Below are 1,523 nucleotides of genomic sequence, written 5' to 3'. Positions count from 1 at the left end.
AGCATACAGTATTCAGCAGTATCCTGAAGCCATCGGTGAAGCCCTCATTTGCAGGTAAAACAACCTATATTGCCGATTTTAGCAAATTAGAAAAACCAGGTGAGTACCGGCTTTATATTGCAGGTGTGGGATATTCCTATCCTTTCAGGATAAAAAATGGCGTTCATGAAAAGGTGGCGGGTGCTGTTATCAAAGCCTATTATTTTATGCGGGCATCAACCCCCTTAACCCAAAAGTATGCCGGCAAATGGGCCAGGGCAGAAGGGCATCCGGATAATAAGGTATTGATCCACCCATCTGCCGCAAGCGAAAAACGACCTGCCGGTACAGTTATTTCGTCGCCCGGCGGTTGGTACGATGCAGGAGATTATAACAAATACATTGTAAACAGCGGTATCTCTACAAGTACCCTGCTTTCGTTGTACGAAGATTTTCCAAGGCACATGAATTCGGTAAAGCTCAATATCCCGGAAACCGGAAATGGCCTGCCTGATCTGTTGAACGAGGTATTATGGAACTTACGCTGGATGCTCACCATGCAGGACCCCAACGATGGCGGCGTTTACAACAAATTAACCAATGCTGCTTTTGATAAATTTGAAATGCCCGATAAGGATAGCACGCCACGCTACGTGGTGCAAAAGGGCACAGCTGCAACATTAGATTTTGCCGCCGTTATGGCACAGGCTGCAAGAATCTTTAAGAAATTTGCACCACAAACGCCGGGCTTGGCCGATTCATGCCTTATAGCAGCCAAAACGGCCTGGGTATGGACTCAAAAAAATCCCAATGTAGCTTACCGGCAGGATGAAATGAATAAGAAATTTAATCCGGCAATAACTACCGGTGGCTACGGAGACAATGATTTTACCGACGAATTTATCTGGGCTGCATCTGAGTTATTTGTAACCACAAAAGATGGCGGATATTTAAAAAACATTAACCTGCTTCCCGATGATAAAATGCCGGTGCCGGCCTGGGGGCAGGTAAAATTACTGGGGTATTACACGCTCATAAAAAACGCGGATGTTAAAACCTTTAATGAGCTGCCCGAGATAAAAAAGAGATTATTGAATACGGCAGACGAATTGATCAATGGTGTTGATGACAATGCTTACCAAACGGCTATGACGCAATCTGCAAAACATTTTGGCTGGGGTAGTAATTCTGATGCTGCAAACGAAGGCGTTTTATTGATTCAGGCCTATAAATTATCGCACAATAAAAAATACCTGGATAATGCTTTGGCCAACCTTGATTATCTTTTAGGAAGAAATGCTTCAGGCTACTCTTATGTAACCGGTTACGGCAGTAAAACACCAATGAACCCGCATCATCGGCCTTCGGCAAGTGATGGTGTGATTGATCCTATCCCCGGTTTATTGGCAGGCGGGCCAAACCCAGGGATGCAGGACGGGATCAAAGTTCCATCTAAAGTACCGGATGAAGCTTATGTAGACGATACCAACGCTTATGCCGCTAACGAGGTTACTATAAACTGGAACGCCCCAATTGCCTACCTG

The 1,523-nt window shown here is 45.0% G+C and carries 1 protein-coding gene; it reads left to right on the top strand.

Annotated features, from left to right (window positions below; genetic code table 11):
• A partial coding sequence (locus tag AC1DPZ_RS27015) for a glycoside hydrolase family 9 protein (RefSeq protein ID WP_477409334.1) occupies positions 1 to 1,523 on the top strand: 1,523 nt, incomplete at both ends.

Source organism: Mucilaginibacter sp. P4_G9, assembly GCF_056400985.1.
This window is presented reverse-complemented; position numbering and strand designations above follow the sequence as displayed.